The 16,101-nt window shown below is 62.3% G+C and carries 17 protein-coding genes; 10 read left to right on the forward strand and 7 right to left on the reverse strand.

All coding sequences use genetic code 11. The features are described 5' to 3' along the window. The first annotated feature begins 79 nt into the window (after nt 1–79). A complete protein-coding gene (locus CAF76_RS00675; protein WP_085646473.1) occupies nt 80–2,416 on the forward strand; it encodes an acylase in 2,337 nt (778 codons plus the stop codon). A gap of 62 nt (nt 2,417–2,478) precedes the next feature. Here CAF76_RS00675 and CAF76_RS00680 read toward each other — a convergent pair whose 3' ends face one another. Beyond that, on the reverse strand, nt 2,479–3,483 hold the full coding sequence (locus CAF76_RS00680) for a FecR family protein (protein WP_064596334.1): 1,005 nt from the start codon (nt 3,481–3,483) through the stop codon (nt 2,479–2,481). Nucleotides 3,484–3,637: 154 nt separating this feature from the next. Between CAF76_RS00680 and CAF76_RS00685 the strand changes: the two genes are divergently transcribed. Together CAF76_RS00685 and CAF76_RS00690 are read left to right on the forward strand one after the other, a co-directional pair. Beyond that, a complete protein-coding gene (locus tag CAF76_RS00685) occupies nt 3,638–3,907 on the forward strand; it encodes a PepSY domain-containing protein (protein ID WP_085646474.1) in 270 nt (89 codons plus the stop codon). A gap of 328 nt (nt 3,908–4,235) precedes the next feature. Then, nucleotides 4,236–5,267, forward strand: coding sequence for an Ldh family oxidoreductase (locus CAF76_RS00690; protein ID WP_085646475.1), 1,032 nt, complete (start codon nt 4,236–4,238; stop codon nt 5,265–5,267). Between the two features lie 55 nt (nt 5,268–5,322). On the opposite strand, the gene CAF76_RS00695 is transcribed toward CAF76_RS00690, so the two are convergent. Beyond that, on the reverse strand, nt 5,323–5,640 hold the full coding sequence (locus CAF76_RS00695) for a YqjD family protein (RefSeq protein ID WP_007957537.1): 318 nt from the start codon (nt 5,638–5,640) through the stop codon (nt 5,323–5,325). A gap of 153 nt (nt 5,641–5,793) precedes the next feature. Between CAF76_RS00695 and CAF76_RS00700 the strand changes: the two genes are divergently transcribed. Further along, nucleotides 5,794–6,048: a hypothetical protein gene (locus CAF76_RS00700; protein ID WP_007957535.1), complete on the forward strand. Its 255-nt coding sequence runs from the start codon at nt 5,794–5,796 to the stop codon at nt 6,046–6,048. Here CAF76_RS00700 and CAF76_RS00705 read toward each other — a convergent pair whose 3' ends face one another. Next, nucleotides 6,049–6,963, reverse strand: coding sequence for a LysR family transcriptional regulator (locus CAF76_RS00705; RefSeq protein WP_085646476.1), 915 nt, complete (start codon nt 6,961–6,963; stop codon nt 6,049–6,051). An 84-nt stretch (nt 6,964–7,047) separates the two neighbouring features. On the opposite strand from CAF76_RS00705, the gene CAF76_RS00710 reads away from it, so the two are divergent. Next, on the forward strand, nt 7,048–7,971 hold the full coding sequence (locus CAF76_RS00710) for a carbon-nitrogen hydrolase family protein (RefSeq protein ID WP_085611692.1): 924 nt from the start codon (nt 7,048–7,050) through the stop codon (nt 7,969–7,971). On the opposite strand, the gene CAF76_RS00715 is transcribed toward CAF76_RS00710, so the two are convergent. The 4 genes from CAF76_RS00715 to CAF76_RS00730 all read right to left on the reverse strand — a co-directional run bounded on the left by CAF76_RS00715 (nt 7,961) and on the right by CAF76_RS00730 (nt 11,577). Continuing rightward, a complete protein-coding gene (locus CAF76_RS00715) occupies nt 7,961–8,518 on the reverse strand; it encodes a GNAT family N-acetyltransferase (protein ID WP_085646477.1) in 558 nt (185 codons plus the stop codon). The genes CAF76_RS00710 and CAF76_RS00715 overlap by 11 nt on opposite strands. 50 nt (nt 8,519–8,568) lie before the next feature. Further along, entirely contained in the window at nt 8,569–9,042 is a 474-nt protein-coding gene (locus tag CAF76_RS00720; protein ID WP_007957522.1) for an LEA type 2 family protein, read from the reverse strand. Between the two features lie 69 nt (nt 9,043–9,111). Next, complete coding sequence (locus tag CAF76_RS00725; protein WP_085611690.1) at nt 9,112–10,578, reverse strand: nucleobase:cation symporter-2 family protein; 1,467 nt, start codon at nt 10,576–10,578, stop codon at nt 9,112–9,114. Between the two features lie 99 nt (nt 10,579–10,677). Beyond that, on the reverse strand, nt 10,678–11,577 hold the full coding sequence (locus CAF76_RS00730) for a LysR family transcriptional regulator (RefSeq protein ID WP_085646478.1): 900 nt from the start codon (nt 11,575–11,577) through the stop codon (nt 10,678–10,680). A gap of 99 nt (nt 11,578–11,676) precedes the next feature. Between CAF76_RS00730 and CAF76_RS00735 the strand changes: the two genes are divergently transcribed. From CAF76_RS00735 to zapE, 5 genes are all read left to right on the forward strand, one after another. After that, nucleotides 11,677–12,768, forward strand: a complete 1,092-nt coding sequence (locus CAF76_RS00735; RefSeq protein WP_085646851.1) for a polyamine ABC transporter substrate-binding protein — start codon at nt 11,677–11,679, stop codon at nt 12,766–12,768. A 26-nt stretch (nt 12,769–12,794) separates the two neighbouring features. Next, on the forward strand, nt 12,795–13,754 hold the full coding sequence (speB, locus tag CAF76_RS00740; protein ID WP_085646479.1) for an agmatinase: 960 nt from the start codon (nt 12,795–12,797) through the stop codon (nt 13,752–13,754). Between the two features lie 88 nt (nt 13,755–13,842). After that, nucleotides 13,843–14,559, forward strand: a complete 717-nt coding sequence (locus CAF76_RS00745) for a YafY family protein (RefSeq protein WP_085646480.1) — start codon at nt 13,843–13,845, stop codon at nt 14,557–14,559. 51 nt (nt 14,560–14,610) lie between these two features. Next, nucleotides 14,611–14,952 carry a nuclear transport factor 2 family protein gene (locus CAF76_RS00750; RefSeq protein WP_007957516.1) on the forward strand — a complete coding sequence of 114 codons (342 nt, stop codon included), beginning with the start codon at nt 14,611–14,613 and terminating at the stop codon, nt 14,950–14,952. Between the two features lie 22 nt (nt 14,953–14,974). Then, the gene (gene zapE, locus CAF76_RS00755) at nt 14,975–16,093 is read left to right on the forward strand and encodes a cell division protein ZapE (RefSeq protein ID WP_085646481.1); all 1,119 of its coding nucleotides are present in this window, start codon (nt 14,975–14,977) and stop codon (nt 16,091–16,093) included. Nucleotides 16,094–16,101 lie beyond the last annotated feature (8 nt).

Consider the following 16,101-nt stretch of genomic DNA (forward strand, 5'->3'; position numbering starts at 1 on the left):
GTGATTTCAGAGCGAGCCGGGTCCGACGTGTTCACGGTGGCTGGCGGTTCGCTCTTCGGCATTTCGATCAGGAGCGAGCGTGACTATTTCCAGGCAATTCACCGGACTGACCCTTGCCGGCCTCTTTCTCGGGCTGAGTCTGTCGGCGCAGGCGTTCAGCCCTTCCGGCCAGACCGGCGCCGATATCCGTCGCACCGGTTTTGGCGTACCGCACATCCGCGCGGAAAACGAACGTGGTCTCGGGTTCGGCATCGGTTATGCCTATGCGCAGGACAACCTGTGCCTGCTGGCCAACGAAGTCGTGACGGTCAACGGCGAGCGGTCGCGGTACTTCGGGCCGGAGCAACTGACGGTCGAAGAGCGCGAGAACCGCGTCAGCGACGTGTTCTTCCAGTGGCTCAACACGCCGCAGGCAGTGAACGCTTTCTGGCAGGCCCAGCCGGTCGAAGTGCGTGATTTGGTGGAGGGTTATGCCGCCGGCTACAACCGTTATCTGGCCGAACGCCGTCAGCAGGGCTTGCCACAACAGTGCCAGGGTGAATGGGTGCGCGATATCGCCGCCGAGGACCTGGTGAAGCTGACCCGTCGTCTGCTGGTCGAGGGCGGGGTGGGCCAGTTCGCCGAAGCGCTGGCGGGTGCTACTCCGCCGCAGGCCACTGCGAAGATTGAAAACGATGCGCGGGCCTATCAACTGGCGGACACGCGCCTGCAACGCTTCGCACTGGACCGTGGCAGCAACGCGGTGGCGGTGGGCAGCGAGCGTTCGTTCAATGGCCGTGGGATGCTGTTGGCCAACCCGCATTTCCCGTGGGTCGGCGGCATGCGCTTCTATCAGATGCACCTGACCATTCCGGGCAAACTGGATGTGATGGGCGCGGCGCTGCCGGGCCTGCCGATGATCAACATTGGCTTCAACCAGCACCTGGCCTGGACCCACACCGTCGATTCGTCCAAGCACTTCACCCTGTATCGCCTGCAACTCGATCCGAAGGATCCGACCCGTTACCTGCTCGACGGCCAGTCCCTGCCGATGAACAAGCAGACGGTCACCGTGCAGGTCAAACAGGCGGACGGTCAGGTGGTGCCGGTCTCGCGGGATGTCTACAGTTCGCAGTTCGGCCCGATTGTGCAATGGCCCGGCAAGCTCGATTGGGACAATCAGTTCGCCTATAGCCTTCGCGATGCGAACCTCGACAACGACCGGGTGCTGAAACAGTGGTACGCCATGAACCGCGCCGGCAATCTCAAGGATCTGCAGGATTCGGTGCACACGATTCAGGGCATCCCGTGGGTCAACACCCTGGCCGTGGATGACAAGGGCCAGACGCTGTACATGAACCTGTCGGTGGTGCCGAACGTCAGCGCCGACAAACTGGCCAGGTGCAGCGACCCGCGCGCCGGTCTGAAAATGATCGTGCTCGACGGCTCCAACAGCGCCTGCGCCTGGGACATCGACCCGCAAGCCGCACAGAAGGGCATTTACGCCTCCAGCCAGTTGCCGCAGCTGCTGCGCAAGGACTTTGTCCAGCACTCCAACGATTCGGCCTGGCTGGCCAACCCGGCACAACCGCTGACCGGTTTCTCGCCGTTGATCAGTCAGGACGGCCAGCCATTGGGCCTGCGCTCGCGCTTTGCGCTGGATCGTCTGGCGACCCTGAGCAAGAAAGGCTCGGTGTCGGTGCAGGATCTGCAACACATGGTGATGGACGATCAGGTATTCCTGGCGACTCAGGTGGTGCCGGACCTGCGAAAGTTCTGTGCTTCGCAGTCTGAGGCCGCGTTGAAATCGGTATGCAGCAGCCTGAAGGCGTGGGATGGTCGGGCGAATCTGGAGTCGGGCGTCGGCCTGGTGCATTTCCAGAACATCATGCAAGCGATGCAGGAATCGCCGCAGGCCTGGCGCGTGGCGTTCGATCCCAAGGATGCTCAGCACACCCCGCGCGGGCTGGCCGTTGAAAAACCGGAAGTGGCCAAGGCACTGCGCGAGGCCATGCTGGCGTCGGCCGAATCGGCGGTAAAAATGGGCCTGAACGCCAGCACCCGCTGGGGGGATGTGCAGGTGGTCAGCAGTGGTGGCCAGCAAACGCCGATTCACGGTGGCCCGGGCACGCTCGGCATCTACAACGCCATCCAGAGCGTGCCCCGTGAAGACGGCAAGCTGGAAGTGGTCAGCGGCACCAGTTACCTGCAAGTCGTGACGTTCGATGACAAGGGACCGCATGCCCAGGGCCTGCTGGCATTCTCGTTATCCAGTGATCCGGCGTCGAAGTATTCCCGGGATCAGACCGAGGCCTTCTCGAAGAAACAGTGGAGTGTGTTGCCGTTCACCGAACAGCAGATCGAGGCCGATCCGCAATATCAGGTGCAGACCGTGCGCGATGACCTGGAAAAAACGGGGAAAGTCGCGGCGCAGTAATCAGCTGTTCAACCTGCGGACAACCGCAAAAGCACAAGGCCGCTCCCTCACGGGAACGGCCTTCAGTTTTTTGGCGGTTGCTGCGGCATCGGGTTGATCACCGGGTTGCCGTCCTTGTTGCGGGTCAGGAAGACCGGCAGGACTTTGGGCAGAGAACTGGCGAAGCTGTTCAGTTCCTTGATGTTGTAAATGCCGCCCACTCGGATCGAACCGGTGGCGTTGTCGGCCAGCATCAGGGGCTTGTCCAGGTAACGGTTGATCTGCGGCAATGCTTCGTTCAGCGGCAGGTTGTCGAGCACCAGTTTGCCGCTGCGCCAGGCCAGTGCGTTGTCGTTGGCATAGGTCTGGCTGATCTGCGGAGTGAAATCGCCATGCCTGTAGCGTGCCTGCATCGAAGGCCCCAGGCGCAGACCATCGCCGGGCAATTGAGTGTTGCTGGTGACCAGCACGGAACCCTCGATCAGGTTGACCTTCACCTGATCCTCATACATCCAGACGTTGAAGCGGGTGCCGGTGACGCGAATCCTGCCTTCGGCGGCCCTGACGACGAACGGGTGGCTCAGGTCGTGGCTGACTTCAAAGAACGCCTCGCCCTTTTTCAGGGTGACGCGACGCTCGTCCTTGTAATTGCTGTAGGTCAGTTCGGTGTTGAGATTCAGCTCGACCTGGCTGCCATCGCCCAGGGTGACATGGCGGACATTGTCGGTGGCCGCGAAATGCTGATAGCTGTCAGGCAGCCAGCCGAGGTTCCATCCGGTCCAGGCCGCCAGCGGCAAAGCCAGTGCGCAGACGCAAGCCGCTACGGCGTACTGGCGCCATGATCGGGTCGCCGTCGGGTGAATCGGCAGGGCCGGTGCCGTTGCCGGCCGGGGCAGGTGTTCAGCGACGTCCCAGATTTCCAGCATCGCCTCATACTCGAACGCGTGAAGCGGGTGCGCATCGCGCCATTGTTCGAACGCCATGCGCTCTTCAGCGGTGCAGTCAACGGCGTGCAGGCGCATGCACCAATGCGCGGCGGCATCGGTGATTGCATCGTATTCGGCTTCCGAGAGAGGGTTCTGGGTCATTGACTCATCCTGATTTCGCGCATTCTAACCTTGGGCGGAAGGCGCCGAGAACAGCCGTCATGGCATTTACCCATCAAACGTGGAACTTTTTTTCGCTGCAGCGCCCCAAAAAACAGGACATCCCGCGAACATTAACCATAAATGGAGTGAAAACATGATCAAAAGAACCTTGGCCGCTGTGGTTGCAACCGCCAGTCTTCTGAGCGCAGGCGCGGCACTGGCCGACCGCCCGGGCGCGGGCTGGATCACCATCGAGAAGGCCATCGAGATCGTGAAAACCAAGGCCGGTTATGTCGAGGTCTACGAGATCGAGGCCGACAACAATGGTTATTGGAAAGGCGAAGGACGCAAGGCCGACGGGGTGGTGTACGAATTCCGTATAGACGGCGCCTCCGGCAATGTCCTTCGCGATCAGAAAGACTGACCCCCACGGTTGTGGAGCGATGCGCAGGTGTCGAGCCTGCGCATTTTTTATGCGTGAATCAAACGCTCGGATCGGCTCCAGCTGGCCGACCCTTTCTAACCGGTGCTCTGGGCGACATTGATGTGATCGAGGGCAAATTCGACGAGGTTTCTGGCGGGGCCCGCCAGTGTCAGATTGGGATTGACCTGAATGTGAAGGGTATTGAGCCCGCTGTCTGGAAATCGGCTGTCTATTGCGGGGTTGACAGGCCACCGGCCAGCCGTGGTTAATCCTCTGGCGGGTTGTCCGTTCGCTGTTGTTCCCTCCAATAATTACTCTGGAGCTTCAGATGTCTGCGCCACACGATCATTCGCTCTCGTCCACGGTGTCCCTGGACGAGCTGACTCAACTGCTGGAAACGATTTTCACCCGTCACGGCACCTCGGCCGAAGTCGCCAGAACCCTGGCCGCCAATTGCGCCAGTGCCGAGCGGGACGGTGCGCACAGTCACGGCGTATTCCGGATTCCCGGTTATGTCTCGACGCTCAACAGCGGCTGGGTCAACGGCAAGGCCGTGCCGAAAGTCGAGGACGTGGCTTCAGGGTTCGTCAGCGTCGATGCCGGCAACGGTTTTGCCCAGCCTGCGCTGGCGGCGGCACGTCCACTGCTGATGGAAAAGGCCCGCAGTGCCGGGATTGCGGTGTTGGCGATCCGCAACTCCCACCACTTTGCCGCGCTGTGGCCGGACGTCGAGCCTTTTGCCGACGAAGGCCTGGTGGCGCTGAGCGTGGTCAACAGCATGACTTGCGTGGTGCCGCACGGCGCCGACCGGCCATTGTTCGGCACCAACCCGATCGCTTTCGCCGCACCCCGGGCCGATGGCGCGCCAATCGTGTTTGACCTGGCCACCAGCGCCATTGCCCATGGCGACGTACAGATCGCCGCGCGCAAGGGCGAGAAACTGCCGGCGGGCATGGGCGTCGACAGCCTCGGCCAGCCGACCTGCGATCCGAAAGCGATTCTGGAAGGCGGCGCGTTGCTGCCGTTTGGCGGGCACAAAGGTTCGGCGCTGTCGATGATGGTCGAGCTGCTCGCCGCTGCGCTGACCGGCGGCAACTTTTCGTTCGAATTCGACTGGAAGAATCACCCCGGTGCCAAGACCCCGTGGACCGGCCAGTTACTGATAGTGATCGACCCGAGCAAGACCGCCGGGCAAAGCTTTGCCGAGCGCAGTCAGGAACTGGTGCGGCAGATGCACGGGGTAGGGCTCAAGCGCTTGCCGGGGGATCGGCGGCATTTGCAGCGGGCCAAGTCACTGGCCAAAGGGATCGAACTGGATCAGCAGACCCTGGCGCAGTTGCGTGAACTGGCCGGCGAATGAGTTTTTGCCGGGCATGAAAAAGGCGAGCCCGAGGGCTCGCCTTTTTTGTTCGCGCTCAGCGGCGACCGAGCAACAATCCGACTACCAGGCCGAACCCGGCGGAAATCGCCACGGTCTGCCACGGGTGCCCGCCGATGTAGCTCTCGGTGGCGTCCACCGCCGGTTTGGTGCGATCACGCACACTGGTGACCGAATCCAGCGCCTGCTGCAATTTCTGGGCGATTTGCCCGCGCAGGGTCTCCGCTTCCTCGCCGACCAGGGATGCACTGCTCTTGAGCAGTTTTTCCGACTCTTCGATCAGCGCCTGAAGTTCGCTGAAGGCCTGGTCCTTGATTTGGTCTTCGGCGGCTTGAACGGCGGTTTTCCGGGCCATTGGGTGACTCCTTGCAGGTGAATGGACAGTGAACAATGGAGTGTGGCGCGCCTTGAAAAGTTGCAGCGATTTTCCATCCGGAACAAAAACCAGCGTCAGAGGTTTCCGTCCAGCGTGTAAGATGTCGCCATTTCATGCAGCAGGTAATTCCCGATGAGTTTCAATCTGGCCGACAAATCCCTCGCAGAGCGCGCCGCGCTGGAAGATGAGAAATCCCGACTGTTCGAACTCTGGCAGAACAATCTGGGCAAAGCCAAGGGCGAGGCCGCGCGGTTGTTCGGCGAGCGCTCCAAGCGCAAGGGCAAATGGGCCGAGTTCGTGCGCGCGGAACTGGACGGCATGTCGCCGCCGGAATTCGCCAACATGGTGCGCAGTGAAGTCAATCGCCTGATGGCGGCCAACAAGTAATCATTCGGCCCTGAAACTAGCGCCTATCGCTTCGCGCACGGTCAGCACCACCGGATCGATCTGGGTGCTGGTACGCCAGCCCAGTTCGATCGGATAACGCGGCAATGCCAGCGGGCAGGGCAACAGCGCCAGCCCGCTCATTGAAGCAATGGCCTGCGCCGCGTGGGTGGGAATGGTCGCCACCGCCTCGCTGCCCTTGAGCAGATGCGGCAACGCAGCGAAATGCGTGGTCGAGGCGCAGACCCGGCGACTGCGGCCCAGCGCCGCCAGCCCTTCATCGGTGATCCCGATAAAACCGCCCGACGACACCAGAAGATGCTCGCGGGTGACGAATTCCTCCAGATCGATCTGCTGCTGGCCCGGCGCCAGGCTCGCCGGATCCACCAGACACGCATAACCCCCTTCACCCAATACCTGACGGCTGAGCAGCCGCTCGGCGAAGCCGCCGGCGGTGATCGCCAGATCGATGCTGCGCTCCATCAGCGCCCGGGCGACGATCTGGCTGTGGGTCTGGCGGAAAATCAGCCGCAGTTTCGGTGCGCGGCGGGCGATGTCTTCGATCAGCCGACGGCCGTAAGCGATCTCGAAATCGTCCGAAAGGCCGACGGTGACCGAGCGTCCTTCGTAGTGATTGGCGGTCGGGTCGACCATGGCCAGGCTTTGTCGGCACTTGTTCAGCGCATCGCTGACCACCGGTTTCAACTGGTTGGCCTTGAGCGTCGGCGCCAGCCCCCGGCCGGTGCGCACGAACAATTGATCGCCATACAGTTCGCGCAACCGGCGCAAGGCCGCGCTGACCGCCGACTGGGTCACGCCCAGGCGCAACGCCGCGCGGCTGGCGCTGGACTCTTCATGCAGGGCTTCGAAGACTTTTAGCAGGTTGAGGTCGACGGTTGCGATATTCATCTGGTTCATATCATTCAGCAGTGGATCGGTCTTTATTCATGATCCCGTGGCGCCGGAGAATGAGCAACACCTGAACTTCACGGAGTGACCGTCATGCCCAAATCAATCGTTGCCGCCCTGCAGATCGGCGCCTTGCCCGGTGGCAAGGCTGAGACCCTGGAACAGATCCTGAGCTGGGAAACCGCGATCATCGAATCCGGCGCCGCGCTGGTGGTGATGCCCGAAGCCTTGCTCGGCGGTTACCCGAAAGGCGAGGGGTTCGGCACGCAGCTGGGTTATCGCTTGCCGGAAGGCCGCGAGGCCTATGCCCGTTACTTCGCCAACGCTATCGATGTGCCGGGGGCGGAAACCGAAGCGCTGGCCGGGCTGTCGGCGCGCACTGGCGCCAATCTGGTAATCGGCGTGATCGAGCGGGCCGGCAGCACCTTGCACTGCACCGCGCTGTATTTCGACCCGCAGGCGGGCCTGGTGGCCAAGCACCGCAAACTGATGCCCACCGGCACCGAACGGCTGATCTGGGGCAAGGGCGACGGCTCGACGCTGCCGGTGCTCGACACTCAGGTCGGCAAGCTCGGCGCAGTGATCTGCTGGGAAAACATGATGCCGCTGATGCGCACGGCGATGTACGCCAAGGGCATTGAGGTCTGGTGCGCGCCGACTGTGGATGAGCGCGAGATGTGGCAGGTCAGCATGCGCCACATCGCTCATGAAGGGCGCTGTTTTGTGGTCAGCGCCTGTCAAGTCCAGGCCTCGCCGAATGAGCTGGGCGTGGAAGTTGCCAACTGGCCGGGGGATCGACCGCTGATCGCCGGTGGCAGCGTGATCGTCGGGCCGATGGGCGATGTGCTGGCCGGGCCGTTGCGCGGCGAGGCCGGACTGCTCACCGCCGAGATCGACACCGCCGAACTGGTGCGCGCCCGCTACGACTACGACGTGGTTGGCCACTATGCGCGGCCGGATGTGTTCGAGTTGAGCGTCGATGAGCGGGCTAAACCGGGCGTGCGTTTCACGGTTTGACGGTTTGTCGGCGCCGCCATTCTTCGCGGGTGATTTCCCAGATTTCCCATGGGAAGCGGCCGCCGACAAAGTCATCCTCGTCCGTGCGAATCAAGCGCATGCCGCTACGCTCCGATAGCTTTCGCGAACCGAGGTTCGGTGCGGCTTTCGGCACGCGCATCAACGGTTGATCGAGGGTTTCGAACCAATACCGGGTCACGGCTTCGCTGGCTTCGGTCATCAGGCCCTGACCCTGCCACGCCGGGGCGAGCCAGAACCCACGGTGGTTATCCGGCTCGTCCATCAGGCTGATGTTGCCGATCAATTGCTCTGGCGCCGATCTGAGGCGAATCGTCCAGTGCCACTCTTTGCCGGCTGCAACGGCAGGCAGCGCAATGTCGCGCAGATAGGTGAGGGCGCCGTCGTCCGGATACGGCCAGGGCACAAAAACGTTCAGATAACGCACCACTTCCCAGTGGGGAAATTGCTGCTGGATGGCCTCGGCATCCGCGAGTTCAAGCGGACGCAAAATCAGCCGTTCGGTGTACAGCGTGGGCGTGTCTTGCATAAACCACAACTTCCATGTTCTGACAGTGGGCCGTGCAGACTACCGCATCTTTACCAGGTTGCGGCACTGGCCCTCGGCAGACTGAGCTTGCCGGTATCGACAAACCGCATCGTGCCAAACAACCCGCCCGCCAGTTTGCCGCGCAGCACATAGGGCAGGTTGTCGAGGGTTTGCGTCTGGCTCAGGCCAAGTGTCTGGCGCAGCACCGAGAACGCGGAAATGCTCACCGGGACGCTGACAATGGTTTCGGAAAACCGTGGAATCGAGCCGCTCTGATCGCTCACACCCGACGCCAGCGAGTGGCCGTTGACCTCCAGATCCAGCGCGATGCCGTTGTAGTCGATGGGCGTTTCGTTCGGGTTCTGCACGCGCAGCTTGATCGCGAAGCGCACTTCCAGGTCCTGGCTCGGCAGCGGTTCGAGGCCGACCACGTTGATGTTCACCGGGTCGCGGTTGGGGAACAGCGCGCAGGCGCTGAGGGAGAGCAGAAGCAGGGACAGGATGACGGCTTGGAGGCGGCGCATTGATGCTCTCTCATTGAAAAAGGGCTGAACCGTTGCCGGTATCAGCCCTTTTTGATGGAGCGGACAGGATCAACGGTTCAACTGTGCGACAGCGGCGTTTGTTGCGGGTTCAGCTTTGGCCGGCAGGTCGGGGTTTTCCATGACCTGAAGGATAGAGGCTTCCGGATCGAAGTCATCCTCTTCCAGTTCGATGAATTCTTCCGGCAGGAAGATATTCAGCACGATGGCACACAGCGCGCCGACGGTGATCGGCGATTCGAAAATATTGCGCAGCGCCTGCGGCAGCTCGCGCAGCACTTCCGGCACGGCGGCGATGCCCAGGCCCATGCCGACGGAAATCGCTACGATCAGCATGTTGCGCCGATGCAGGCCGGCCTCGGCGAGGATCTTGATCCCGGCCACCGCCACAGTGCCGAACATCACCAGCTCTGCGCCGCCGAGCACCGGTTTCGGCATCAGTTGCAGCACCGCGCCGATCATCGGGAACAGTCCCAGCAGCACCAACAGCCCGGCAATGAAGAACGCCACGTAGCGGCTGGCCACACCAGTCAGCTGAATCACGCCGTTGTTCTGGGCGAAGGTCACCATCGGCATGCTGTTGAACACCGCCGCCATGGCCGAGTTGAGGCCGTCGGCGAGCAGTCCGGACTTGATCCGGCGGATGTACAGCGGGCCTTTGACCGGTTGTCGCGAGATCATCGAGTTGGCGGTCAGGTCACCGGCAGCCTCCAGCGGCGACACCAGGAAAATCACCGCCACCGGCACGAACGCCACCCAATCAAAGTTGAAACCGTACTTGAACGGCACCGGTACGCTCACCACCGGCACTTCGGGCAGATTGGCGAAGTCCACGGTGCCCATCAGCCACGCCACCACGTAGCCGAGGGTCAGGCCGATGACGATTGCGCCCAACCGCAGGAACGGCACGTCGACCCGGTTCAACACCACGATGGTGCCCAGCACCAGCGCTGCCAGGAACACGTGACTGGCCGCGCCCAGATCCGCCGCGCCGAAGCCGCCGGCAATGTCGGTCATCGCCACTTTGATCAGCGACAGGCCCATCAGCGTGATGATGGTGCCGGTCACCACCGGGGTGATCAGCATGCGCAACTTGCCGATGAACTGGCTCAGCACCACTTCGATGAACGCCGCGAAAAAGCACACGCCGAAGATCGTCGAGAGGATTTCATCGGTGCCGCCACCCCGGGCCTTGACCATGAAGCCGGCGCTGAGAATCACGCTGATAAAGGAAAAACTGGTGCCTTGCAGGCACAGCAGCCCGGAACCGACCGGGCCGAAGCGCTTGGCCTGAACGAAAGTGCCGAGGCCCGAGACGAACAGCGCCATGCTGATCAGGTACGGGATTTCGCTCTGCAGACCAAGAGCGCCGCCCATGATCAGGGTCGGGGTAATGATGCCGACGAAGCTGGCCAGCACGTGTTGCAGGGCGGCAAACACCGTTGCGGTGAAGTGCGGACGGTCGTTGAGGCCGTAGATCAGATCGTTGTTGCGCGGGGCTTTTTCAGAGACGGTCATGGTGGTTTGCGTGCCGCAATGCGGGGCCGGGTCGGAAAATGGGTGCGCAGGATGCCGTAAGCGAGGGGCGAGGGCAACGCATTAAAACTGCCCAAAAGGTCAGGTTCGACCAAAGGCTGACAGCAGGTCTTCTTCAAAAGCCTTCTGCGCATCGCCGGGCACTTGCGCCCGATGCCGGGCCAGATGGAACGCCACGTCAAAGCTCAACTCGCCTTCGCGCACTGGCCGCAACAGGCCCTTGTCCTGCCATTGGCGGGCGTAATGGTTGGGCAGATAACCGACGTGTTTGCCGGACAGAATGAAGGCAAGGGTGCCTTCGACCTGTTCCGAGCGTGCCGAGCAGACCTTGCCCTGAAATGGCTCGTCACTGCGCAAAAACCGGTAGGGGTGATCGACCCGGTCGCAGGCCTGCAACGCCGCGTCATCAGGGGCCTCGTCGGTAAACAGCGGATGGCCGGGGGCGCAATACAGATGCTGGGTTTCGCTGAACAGCTCGCGGTAGTCGAACGCGCTCTGCACCTGGGAGAAGTAACCGATGGCCAGGTCCAGCCGCTGTTGCAGCAGCAGGCGCTCCATTTCGCCGGGCATGGCGCTGATCAACTCGATGCGCACCGATTCGTCCCGCTCGCGAAACCGGCGGATCGCATCCGCCACCCGTTGCAGCACCGATTGATCGACCGCTTCCGACAGACCCAGGCGCACTTCACCGATCAAGCGCCCGGCGACGCCGTTGGATTGATGGCGGAAGGTTTCAATCGAGTCGAACAGCGCCCGCGCGGCAATCAACAGTTGCTCGCCCTTGGTCGTCAGGCTGAAACCGCCCTTGCCCCGGTTGCACACCCGATAGCCGAGACGGGTTTCAAGCTTGGCCATTTGCTGGCTGATGCTCGACTGGCTCAGCCCCAGTTCACCCTGGGCTGCGCTGAAACCATTGAATTCGACCACGCCGAGAAACAGCCGCAGAAGCTGAAGATCGACATCGTGGAGCTGACCGAGCATCACATTACTCCTGGATAAAGTCAGGTTAACAAACTTGATATTTTTCGAATGTATCCGACGGCGCATCCTGCCACCACTTCCTTCGGTCAGGTGTTCGTCATGGCTCCCGTCTTCAAGCTGTGTTTGCCCGCGTTGTTGCTTACCGTCTCCATCGCCGCCCAGGCCGAAGAGAAGACGCTCAATCTCTACAGCTGGGCCGATTACGTGGCGCCGGAAACCTTGCAGCGCTTCGAAAAGGAAACCGGCATTCACGTGCGCTACGACACCTTCGATACCTCAGAGGTGTTGGAAACCAAATTGCTCACCGGTGGCAGTGGTTACGACGTGGTGGTGCCTTCGTCCAGCGTGCTGGCCCGTGGGTTGGCCGCCGGCGCATTGAAGGAAATCCCTCGCGACGGGCTCAAGGGCTACGCCAATCTCGATCCGGATCTGCTGGAAAAACTGGCGGCAGTCGATCCCGGTAACCGTTACGGCGTGCCTTACACCTGGGGCACGCTCGGCCTGGGCATGAACGTCGAAGCCGTGAAGCAGCGGCTGCCCGACGTGCCGCTCAACAGCCTCGATCTGCTGTTCAAGCCCGAATACGCCAGCAAGCTCAAGGATTGCGGGATCGCGATTCTCGATTCGCCACAGGAAGTGATCGGCCTGGCGCTGCACTATCTCGGTAAAGATCCCTACAGCACCGACAAGAACGATCTGGCCGCCGCCGAAGCCTTATTGCAGAAGCTGCAGCCCTCGGTGCTGTACGTCGCCACCGGGCGGCAGATCAATGATCTGGCCAACGGCAGCGTCTGCCTGGCGCTGACCTACAACGGTGACGCGAGCATGGCCGCCGATCAGGCGCGCAAGGCCAACAAGCCGTTCGAAGTCGCTTACCGGATTCCCAAGGAAGGCACGCTGGTGTGGCAGGACAACCTCGCCATCCCGAAAGACGCGCCCCACCCCGAAGCCGCAAGGACTTTCATCGAGTTCATGTTGCGCCCCGAATCCGTGGCGGCGCTGACCAATACGCTGTTCTTCGCCACCGCCAACCAGGCCGCCACGCCGCTGGTGGATGAGGCGGTGCGCAACGATCCGGACATTTTCCCAAAACCCGAAGTGCGCGAGCGGCTGTACGCCGACCACAGCATGAGCCTCAAGGACATGCGCCAGCGCACACGCCTGTGGACCACTTTCCGTAGCCGCCAATAGCCTTTCATAACAACAGGAGCACACCGATGGACGTGCCAGTGCAAAACGATCAGGCCCTGACCCGTGACAGCCTTTACGGCACTGCTGCCGAAAGCACTTACGCCGGGATCACCAGTTTCATGCGCCGACGCTACAGCCGCGACCTGCGCGGCGTGGACGTGGCGGTCAGCGGTGTGCCGTTCGACACCGCCACCAGCAACCGTCCTGGCGCACGTTTCGGGCCGCGCGGGATTCGCGCGGCGTCCACCGGGATCGCCTGGGAACGGCACTGGCCATGGACGTTCGACCCGTTCGATCATCTGGCGGTGATCGATTACGGCGACTGCGACTTCGATTACGGCTCGCCGCACACCATCCCGGAAAGCATCGAAGCCCACGCCGAGCACATCCTCGGTTCCGGCAGCGCCATGCTCACCTTCGGCGGCGATCACTTCATCAGCTATCCACTGCTCAAGGCCCATGCGCGCAAGCACGGCACGTTATCGCTGATCCACTTCGATGCCCACAGCGACACCTGGCCGGACGAGGGCGGCAAACGGGTCGATCACGGCACCATGTTCTGGCACGCAGCGCGGGAAGGGTTGGTGGATCCGGCGCGTTCGGTGCAGATCGGTTTACGCACCACCAACGACGATCATCAGGGCTTTCAGGTGCTCGATGCGCGGCAGGTGCATCGCCGTGGTTGCGAAGCCATTGTCGAAGCGATCCGCGCGCGGGTCGGCGATCACCCGGTGTACCTGACGTTCGACATCGATTGTCTGGATCCGGCATTTGCGCCGGGCACCGGTACGCCGGTGTGCGGCGGCCTGAGCACAGTGCAGGCGCTGGAGATCCTTGGCGGCCTGCGCGGGATCAATCTGGTGGGCATGGACGTGGTGGAAGTGGCGCCGGCCTATGACCATGCGGATGTGACGTCGCTGGCGGCGGCAACCCTGGCCATGGAGATGCTTTGCCTGTACGCGGCCAGGCATAAAGTCGACGCGTGATCCCCTCCGAGCCTGGTGAAAGCTCCTGACAATTTCTGACACCAGGCTCTGCTAAGCTCCGGCAAATTTCTGCCCAGAGCCTCACACCGTGTCGCGAACCACTCGACTGTTGACCCTGTTGCAAGTGCTGCGTGGCAAGAAGCGCCCGGTGACCGCCGCGACGCTGGCCTCCGAGCTGGAAATCTCCGAACGCACCCTCTATCGCGATATCGCCGAACTGACCGCCCTCGGCGCGCCGATCCATGGCGAGGCGGGCATCGGGTATGTGCTGCGCAGCGGTCTGTTTCTGCCGCCGCTGATGCTCAACGCCGACGAGACCGAAGCCATCGTGCTGGGCCTGCGTTATGTCGATCAGCGCGGCGACGAAGTGCTGAGCAAGGCTGCAGCGGATGCACTGGCGAAAATCGCTGCGGTGCTGGACCCGCAGGCCCAGGAAGCGCTGCGCAATCCAACCGTCATGCCCGGGCCGCCGGGTTACGGTTTTCCGCAAAACGCCGTGCCGTTGAACGTGTTCCGCCACGCCATCCGCGATCAGGCCAAGCTGCACATCGATTATGCCGATGCGCAGCAGGTGCAAAGCCAGCGGTTGATCTGGCCGCTGGCGCTGGGTTTTCTCAACGAGGTGCGGATCATCGTCGCGTGGTGTGAATTGCGCGGTGCCTATCGCACGTTTCGCACCGACCGGATTGCCGCCGCCAGCCTGCACGGTGAGCGCTATCCGGGGCGGCGCAGCGACCTGTTGCGCACCTGGCAGCGGCTGATGCAACTGGACGAAAACGGCCGTTTCACTCCTGACAGGAATTGACGCAGGGCTGTTCTAGGATGGCGACAGAACCCGAAAAAAGGAGCTGCACCCATGTTCCATCCCACCTCGATACTCGCCCCGGCCATCGTTGAGTACATCAATGCTGCCAATGCTCGCGATACCTCCCGGGTCGGCAGTTTTTTTGCCGAGGATGCCCATGTGTTCGATGAGGGCCATCATCAGGTCGGCCCGCAGGCCATCGCCAATTGGATGCAGGACACCGCCCAGCGCTATCAGCCACGGGTCGAAGTGCTCGGCGTCCAGCAGCGCACCGGCAAAGTACTGGTGCAAGGGCTGATCTCCGGAACGTTTCCCGGCAGCCCGCTGGAGCTGCGCTACACGTTCCGCCTCAACGAACAGGGCAAAATCGCTCGGCTGGATATTTCCCTGTAGCCGTCGTGGCATACTGCCGCGCATGACTTTCGACTCCCCCCTGAGCGCCTGGCAATATGCCGTCGACCACAAGGGCTTCATCCAGGATGAAGCCCAGGAACACGCGGTCTGGGCCTTGCAAAAATGCCATGAAGCCTTGCACGCCGGTGCCCGTTCGGTTACCGGCGTTTACCTGTGGGGCCCGGTCGGGCGCGGCAAGACCTGGCTGATGGATCAGTTTCATCAGAGCCTGCGGGTGCCGGCGCGGCGGCAACACTTTCATCACTTCATGGGCTGGGTGCACCAACGCTCCTTTCAGTTGACCGGGATCACCGATCCGTTGCGAGCCCTGGCCCGTGAGCTGGCGGCTGAAGTGCGAGTGCTGTGTTTCGACGAGCTGTTCGTCAATGACATCGGCGACGCGATCATTCTCGGGCGCTTGTTTCAAGTGATGTTCGACGAGGGCGTGGTGGTGGTCTGCACTTCCAACCTGCCACCGGATCAGCTGTATGCCGACGGCTTCAACCGCGACCGCTTCCTGCCGGCGATCACCGCGATCAAACAGCACATGCAAGTGGTCGCGGTAAACGGCGCCGAAGATCATCGATTGCATCCCGGCGCCATCGAGCAGCGCTACTGGGTCACTCAGCCGGGGCAGGGTAGCGCGCTAAGCCAGGTGTTCGACGCCTTGGCGGCCGGGCAAACCGTCAGTGGCGAACCGGTGCCGGTCGGTTACCGTGCCCTGAACGTGGTGCAGGCCAGCGATTCGGTGCTGTGGTGCCGTTACGCCGACCTGTGCGAGCAACCGTTCGCCGCCATGGATTTCATCGCGCTGTGCGACACCTACCGGGCTATCCTGTTGAGCGAGGTGCCGAACCTAAGCGCGAAAAAACGCGAAGGGCGGATCGCCCGTGGCACCGAGGATGGCGCGGAGCGGGTGGTGGCCGGCGATCGCGAATTGCCGCAGTTGTCGGTGCATGACGACGGCGTGCGCCGCTTCATCGCGCTGGTCGACGAGTGCTACGACCGCAAGGTGCCGCTGTTCATCGAGGCTGAAGTGCCGATGGACGCGCTGTATACCGAGGGCTATCTGGAATTCCCGTTCCGCCGGACCCTCAGCCGCTTGCAGGAGATGCAGCTGCAACGCTTCGCCGAGACCTGAAACACGGA

Origin of the sequence: Pseudomonas sp. B40(2017) (assembly GCF_002112855.1) — a bacterium.
GTDB lineage: Bacteria > Pseudomonadota > Gammaproteobacteria > Pseudomonadales > Pseudomonadaceae > Aquipseudomonas > Aquipseudomonas pharyngis.